Here is a 6,773-nt window from a genome sequence, read left to right on the forward strand (position 1 = left end):
GCGGAGGCGTTGCCGCTCGACTGGCAAGCGCTCCGGTGCAGAACGCAACGACCATTCTCCATCTCGGTATTTCCGCAGCCTGGACCAAACCGGACGATCAATCCAACATCGTTCAGTTCGACAGCGACCCGGAGACCAAGATCGGCGATGTGGAGATTCTGGATACCGATTACATTCGAAACGTGGATTACACGACACGTCTGGGTTTAGAAGGCGCCGCCGTTTACCGCAATTTTCACTTACAGGGCGAATACAACCTGGTGCGTCTCAGCCGCCTGCAAAATCTGCCTGAGGCGCAATTTTCCGCCGGATACGTGTATTTGTTGTGGAGCATCACGGGCGAAGCGCGGCACTGGGACAAAACCCAGGGCGAATTTTCGCAGTTAATTCCAAAAGATGTTAAAAAAGGCGCCTGGGAGGTTGGCTTGCGCTACAGCCATTTAAATCTTTCCGATACCGATGCCGGCATTTTAGGCGGCCGCGCCAATAACTACACCCTGGGGCTAAACTGGTATCCAAATCCCAATATGGTTTTTCAACTCAATTACACTTATGTTGCCACCTCGCCCAATGCCACGGGCAACGGCTTTGTAGGCGACGATCAGTTCTCGTATGTTCAGTTTATGACTAAATTCTTTTTTTAAAAGGAGGGCCTGATGAAAACGCTTAATATCATTTCGACAATCATTCTGGTAATGATCCTGGCAATGGCGGGGTGTAAACTTGACGACACCGTTTCGGCCGACCAGGAAACACCGCCGCATCAAAGCGCTTACCAGCTTTTTATTAATGAATTTATGGCCAGCAACGACGCCTGTTGTACGGATGAAAACGGCGAATACGACGACTGGATCGAACTGTACAATGGCAGTGAAGACACCGTTTCTCTGGCTGGATTTTACCTGTCCGACGACCAATCGGATCCTAAAAAGTTTCAGATTCCCCTTACGGCCGATTTGAAGATTTTGCCCCATGGCTTTGTTGTACTGTGGGCCGACGGACAGCCTGAACAGGGCGTTGCGCATCTCGATTTCAAACTGTCCAGCGGCGGCGAGGATATTGTGCTCACCGAACCGGACGGCTACACCGTGGTTGACCAATACACCTTCGAAGCGCAGGAAACCGATGTCTCCATGGGGCGCGTGCCGGACGGCGGAACAGACTGGCAGAGATTTACCACTCCCACGCCCGGCGCGCCCAATGTGCCGGGAGAGACCTCTGTTCCGCCAACCATCAAAACCATTCAGGTGCTGCCGGACACCATCAACGCCGGAGATGTGGTGACCATCCGGGCGCAAATCGTTGATGAGGATGGAGACCTGGCGCAGGTTTCTTTGACCTATGGAGCGGCCGATTCCCTGAATACCACCGTTGCCATGACGGCTGAAAACGACTCTGTGTTTTCGTCGCAGTTAGGCCCCTTTGCCGATGGCACACGCGTCTTTTTTTACATCGTGGCCAGCGACCAGGCAGACCATTCCACCCGCTCCGATACTCTGTCGTTTGAAGTGGGCTATGTGCCGCCCGCTCTGTTCATTAACGAGTTTCTGGCCAGCAACGATTCCAGCAACGCCGACGAAAACGGGGAGTATGACGACTGGATCGAAATTTACAACGCCGAATCCAGACCAATTAACATCGGCGGCATGTACATTTCGGATGATAAAGGCGATCTTACCGCCTGGCAAATTCCATCCACCGATTCGGCAGCAACTACCATCCCTCCAGGTGGGTTTTTACTGCTTTGGGCCGATAAGCAACCTGAACAGGGAGTTCTGCATGTTAAAATAAAACTTTCCAGTAGTGGTGAAGATATTGTCCTTACAGCACCCAATGGTACAACAGTTATCGATTCTCTCAGCTTTGGTGAGCAAACCACGGATGTTTCGATGGGGCGTCTTCCCGATGGTAGCTCAAATTGGGTAACCTTTACCAATCCTACGCCAGGAGCTTCCAATCATCAATGAAATGGAGTAAATGTTTTCTACTATTCATGATGTTTTTTCAGCTAATTCAGTGTTCCCTGAATGAACCGGAAGAGACCGAAATTCCGGTTCATTCTTTAACATTGCTGAACCAATACGCGCTGGACATTGAGGAGCCTTCGGGCCTGGCGTTATCAGGAGATGGAAACACGCTCTGGGTGGTGAGCGACCACAGCAATCATATATTTCAAATGGATTTGAGCGGAAAAATTTTGCAAACGCTTTCGTATGAGGGGAATGACCTGGAAGGCATTGCTATTGATCTCAAGAATCAAACTCTGTGGGTGACCGAAGAACGCTCCAGGGAGTTAGTTGAAGTGGACTCCACAGGAAGAGAGTTACAGCGCCATCGCATTTTAGAAGGAAACGATAACAACGGCCTGGAAGGCATTTGCTTTGATTCTGAGAATCGTTGTTTTACCATTAAAGAAAAGAAACCCGCGCTTTTTCTGGCATTGGATGCGCATTTTTCTATTCGTCTACAAAAAAAACTGTCTTTTGCTACAGATTGTTCAGGTCTCTGGGCAGATACTCTTCTGAATCGTTTCTGGATTCTGAGCGATCAGGATGAAAGGCTCTTTTTGTGGGACAGCAATACCGGCCTTATTTCTCAATATCAACTTGGCGTTTCTGGGCCGGAAGGGCTTGCCATAGATTTTAATAGAAAATTGGTTTACATTGTGAGCGATCCACAATCAAAGTTGTATGTGTTTAAAATGGAAAACTGAGAAAGCCAGGCTTTTATCCAGAACCATTCCACAGCGATAGAAGCAAATATCATAGCATACAAACAATACACAAATATTGTGGAATTAAGTTTTTTACCCCCCCAGCCTTTTGCACCTAGCCACGTTTTGCGAAAAATCGGGCCGGGGGAGGGCTATTACTCGCCAGTTATTCTCAATGGTTTCTTAACCCATTTTAAATATTTTAAGCGGCAAAAAATTTTTCGCATCCAGCCATTGAGCTAATTCTATTGAAGGAAGTATCTTAATTGCCTATTCGTCCAGCACCATGGAAAGCCCGATGCGCCCCCGTTCCAGATCAATGGAAACCACTTTCACTTCAATTACATCGCCCACGGAAAGCAGTTCGTAGGGATTTTTAACAAATTTTTTGGCCATGCGGCTGACGTGTACCAGGCCATCCTGTTTAACGCCAATATCCACAAAAGCGCCAAAATCGACCACGTTGCGTACCGTGCCTTTTAAAATCATGCCTTCGCGCAGGTCTTCCATCTTCAGCACGTCGCTTTTAAAGATTGGTCTGGGTAACTCATCGCGTGGGTCCAGGCCCGGTTTTTCCAGGTTGTCCAGAATATCGTTAAAGGTCGGTTCGCCGATGCCCAGTTCTTCGAGTAAGGAAGCAATATCCACGTTTTCCTGTTTGATCTTTAGACGCAACAATTTGCCGCCCTGGTGAATATCCTGAATCTGAAATTTTTCTAGCAGCTTGCGTGTGGCTTCGTAAGATTCCGGGTGGATGCTGGTATTGTCCAGTGGATTGTCTCCGTCGGGAATGCGTAAAAATCCGGCGGCCTGCTGGAAGGCGATCTCGCCGATTCCCTCCACCTTTTTGATCTCTTCACGATTACGGAACGGGCCGTGCTCATCGCGGTATTTGACAATACTGGTGGCCGTACGACTGGTCAGGCCGGAAACATATTTTAATAACGAAGCAGAAGCGGTATTGACATTAACGCCTACCATATTCACAGCCGATTCTACCACCTGATGCAGGGCTTCGGCCAGCCGTTTTTGATTGACATCGTGCTGGTATAGCCCCACACCGATGTGCTTGGGATCGATTTTTACGAGCTCGGCCAGAGGGTCGAGTAAACGTCGGGCAATGGAGATGTTACCGCGCATGGCTGCTTCTAGATCAGGAAACTCTTCCTGGGCTACTTTTGAGGCAGAGTAAACCGAAGCTCCGGCTTCGTTCACAATAATGTATTCTACCTTGCGTTCGTCCTTCATCTCGCGGATCAGCTCGGCGACCATCATCTCTGTTTCGCGGCTGGCTGTACCGTTGCCGATAGCGATGACGTCAACCTGGTACTGGTTGACCAGGGTACGCACAATGGACTTGGCTTCCAGATATTTCTCCTGGGGAGGATGAGGGTAGATGGTGGCTCCTTCCAGATACTTACCGGTCTGATCAATTACGGCCACTTTGCAACCGGTTCTGAATCCGGGATCAATGCCCATGATTATTTTGCCCCGAACGGGCGGCTGCAACAGCAAATTGCGTAAATTTTCAGCAAAAACGCCAATGGCGTGTTCATCGGCCTTTTCGGTCAGGGCGCTGCGCACCTCGCGTTGAATGGAGGGGAAAATCAGGCGCGTAAAACTGTCTGTAATGGCTTTTCGCAGGTAATCGATGAAAACCGATCGCTCGTTTTTGATGTACAGGGCTTCAATCATGGAGATCATTTTGTCCTGGTCCACCTCAACGCTTACCTTAAGAACGCCTTCGTTCTCGCCGCGGTTAATAGCCAGAATGCGGTGCGGTGGAATGCGGCTTACCGGTTCGCTGTAATCGTAGTACATTTCGTAAGGCGTCCGTTCTTCGGCCTGTTTTACCGAACTTTGCAGCAATCCGCTTTTAAACGTTGCTTCGCGGATCTGTTTGCGCACTTCTGCATCGTCACTGATCACCTCGGCAACAATATCCATAGCCCCCTGCAGGGCTTCCTGCACGGTACGCACTTCTTTTTCTTCATTGACAAATTTAACGGCAATCTCTTCTGCTGAACCTTCGGTTAGTTCCTGCTTTAAAATTATTTCAGCAAGTGGTTCAAGTCCTTTTTCTTTAGCCACTGTGGCTCTGGTGCGTTTTTTGGGTTTGTAAGGCAGGTAAAGGTCTTCTACTTCCTGCAGTTTGGTTGCCCGCTGGATTTTTTCTTTTAATTCCGGCGTCAGTTTGCCCTGTTCTTCAATGGATTTTAAGATGGTTTCCTTGCGGGCTTCCAGAGCGCGCAGGTATTGCATCCGATCCTGAATGGCACGAATCTGGTTTTCGTCCAGGGAACCGGTCACTTCTTTACGATAACGGGCAATAAAGGGCACCGTGTTGCCGGTGTCTAACAGTTCTATGGTGTTTTTTACCTGTAGGGCCTTCAGATTAAGTTCATCCGCGACCAAACGAATCATTTCAAGCTCTGTCATAACTCCTCTGTGTGATTATGGTTTAACTTTCTGTTAACAGTCCCGCTAATTTAAAAAATTGTCGTTTACATGCAACGGAAATTTACTGCAGAGATGTTTGACAACTTGCTAAAAGATTGATATTTTTGCAATTCAGAAAGGAGAAAATATGCGCCACCTGGTCAAAATATTTAAAGCCCTGTCCGATCAAAACCGTTTGCGCATCTTAAAAATGCTGCAGATAAGGCCGCTGTGCGTTTGTGAGATCACCTCTATACTGGACTTAGCCACTTCAACGGTATCCAAACACCTGTCCATTTTGAGAGATGCGGGATTTATTGTGGATGAAAAAGAAGGCAAGTGGGTGAATTACCGCTTGAATGAACAGGCCAGCGGTTACGTGGCCGATTTGCTCCCGCTGCTTAAAACCTGGCTGCCTGCAGAAAAGATCATTTTGCAGGACAGACAAAAGGTTAAAGGGGTGGATCGGGGTACGATCTGCCAGACCTGAAATCGGAAATTTCGCTTTTCTTTGCAATCTGTCTTTTTGCTTCTCATACAATAATTCGTTAATTTTTTTAACCTGAAAACAGGAAAAGGAAATGGATGAAGGCTTATTTTATTTCTGATTTGCATCTCGGAGCCAGGGAGATCGAAGATCCTCAGGAACAACTGCAAAACGTTGAACAGCTTTTTAAACTGATGTTACAGGATGCCACACATCTCTTTGTGGTGGGTGACTTTTTCGATTTCTGGTTTGAGTACCGCACTGTCATTCCGAAACAATATTTTCCCATTTTAGTGTTATTAAGCAAATTACGGGAAAAAGGGGTGCAAATGCACTATTTAGCCGGGAATCACGATTTTGCCTTAGGCCGTTTTTTTGATCTCAATTTAGGCATTAAAACCTATGCCGACGAAGCGGTAGTCGAATTAAATGGAAAACGTTTTTTCATTCTTCACGGCGACGGCGTTGATCCGGAGGATAAAGGCTATCGTTTTTTAAAACGCATTTTACGAAATCCATTTAACCAGAAGTTGTTCCGCCTTATTCACCCCGATTTTGGAATCCGCCTGGCCAAACTGGTTTCCGGAACCAGCCGCAAGTACAATCAGACCGATCTTCAAAACCGTTCGGAAGAGGCCTACATCCAATTTGCAGAGCAGAAGTTTGCTGAAGGGTACGATTATGTGATCATGGGCCATCGCCACAATCCACTGGTGCACAAAGTGGATGCTAAAAAATATGTCAATTTGGGCGACTGGATCATTAATTACACCTATGCTGTGTTTGATGGGAAGGATCTGAAGTTAAAGACCCTGAGGCAGCGAAACCGAAACCGCAACCTTTAATTGGCTACAGAGTGCACAAAAGAGCACTCCTTAATTAAATATTACGAATTACGAATTATTCTGTAAAGGGGCAAGTGATGCCCGGGCGGTGAAGGCCCGTGCCGATGTGTCATTCTGAGAATCCCTTACACTTGCTGACAATTCGCAAACGCAACGTAACTCGAGCTTCAGCTCGAGACGTTGTAAGGGCGAAGCATTTTTTGCAAAGTCTTTCTCAAGAACGATTTTAACTTTTACACAAAGAGGTTGCGCTAATTGGAACAACCTTCAGGAAAATGCTTCGCCCTTA

The 6,773-nt window shown here is 47.5% G+C and carries 6 protein-coding genes; 5 read left to right on the forward strand and 1 reads right to left on the reverse strand.

Translation table 11 applies throughout. The features are described 5' to 3' along the window. From ACWB0I_RS08720 to ACWB0I_RS08730, 3 genes are all read left to right on the forward strand, one after another. Positions 1-644: OprO/OprP family phosphate-selective porin (locus tag ACWB0I_RS08720; protein ID WP_479387670.1), on the forward strand; the 644-nt coding region annotated here is incomplete at its 5' end. Positions 645-656: 12 nt separating this feature from the next. Beyond that, on the forward strand, positions 657-1,967 hold the full coding sequence (locus ACWB0I_RS08725; protein WP_479387671.1) for a lamin tail domain-containing protein: 1,311 nt from the start codon (positions 657-659) through the stop codon (positions 1,965-1,967). Then, entirely contained in the window at positions 1,964-2,713 is a 750-nt protein-coding gene (locus ACWB0I_RS08730) for an SdiA-regulated domain-containing protein (protein ID WP_479387672.1), read from the forward strand. The genes ACWB0I_RS08725 and ACWB0I_RS08730 overlap by 4 nt, the downstream gene beginning before the upstream one ends. Before the next feature lie 270 nt (positions 2,714-2,983). Here the strand turns inward: ACWB0I_RS08730 and ACWB0I_RS08735 are convergent, their stop codons facing one another. Next, a complete protein-coding gene (locus tag ACWB0I_RS08735) occupies positions 2,984-5,152 on the reverse strand; it encodes a Tex family protein (protein ID WP_479387673.1) in 2,169 nt (722 codons plus the stop codon). A 148-nt stretch (positions 5,153-5,300) separates the two neighbouring features. Here ACWB0I_RS08735 and ACWB0I_RS08740 point away from each other — a divergent pair, with 148 nt between their 5' ends. Together ACWB0I_RS08740 and ACWB0I_RS08745 are read left to right on the forward strand one after the other, a co-directional pair. After that, positions 5,301-5,642 (forward strand): ArsR/SmtB family transcription factor, encoded by a 342-nt coding sequence (locus ACWB0I_RS08740; protein ID WP_479387674.1) that lies wholly within the window; start codon positions 5,301-5,303, stop codon positions 5,640-5,642. A 95-nt stretch (positions 5,643-5,737) separates the two neighbouring features. Then, on the forward strand, positions 5,738-6,484 hold the full coding sequence (locus ACWB0I_RS08745) for a UDP-2,3-diacylglucosamine diphosphatase (RefSeq protein ID WP_479387675.1): 747 nt from the start codon (positions 5,738-5,740) through the stop codon (positions 6,482-6,484). Positions 6,485-6,773: the final 289 nt, after the last annotated feature.

This window comes from Caldithrix sp., from assembly GCF_056497305.1.